The sequence below is a fragment of the Dietzia sp. SYD-A1 genome, from assembly GCF_015356725.1.
Lineage (GTDB): Bacteria > Actinomycetota > Actinomycetes > Mycobacteriales > Mycobacteriaceae > Dietzia.
Window position 1 is genome coordinate 1 of sequence record NZ_JADDKI010000099.1, and the last position, 508, is coordinate 508.

A 508-nucleotide genomic window follows, 5' to 3' on the forward strand; every position below is an offset into this window, starting at 1 on the left:
TGCTCGACCCGTCCGCCCGGGACGGCGGGGACGGCTCCACCATGGGTGCGCTCGAGGACCCCCTCGGTCTCGAGGAGGGACAGGTCCCGGCGGATGGTCTCGGGGCTGACGTCCAGGCCGGAGGCGAGGTCGGCCACGGTGACGCGGCCGGACGCCTGCAGTACCTCCGCGATGTGTCGTCGCCGTTCGCTGCCGTACATCGGGGCCCCGACCTTTCTTCTGATGACCGAATGTGTTGGATTCTGCCCGATACGGTTGGAAAGTCAAGCGGAATTAGTTATTCTCGTCACAATCCACACAGCACCACCGGGCCAGGAGCCCGATCCGTTAAGGAGCACCCATGTCGCTGGACACGCAGACCGGGCCGAGCATCCGAGGAACCGGCGTCGTGGCCGGCCTCGCCTACGGGGTCGCCCGGTGGGTGGGGCGCGCCGAGCAGGCCGCCGCGGTGGATCCGGACGGCGCCGCGCCCGGGGTTCCTCCGGCGGAGGAGCAACTCGAGGCGGAC

Annotated in this window: 1 protein-coding gene; it reads right to left on the bottom strand. The window is 69.7% G+C overall.

The genetic code is table 11. The features are described from left to right. A partial coding sequence (locus IY392_RS04860; RefSeq protein WP_194860663.1) for a DeoR family transcriptional regulator occupies positions 1-200 on the bottom strand: 200 nt, incomplete at its 3' end. Positions 201-508: the final 308 nt, after the last annotated feature.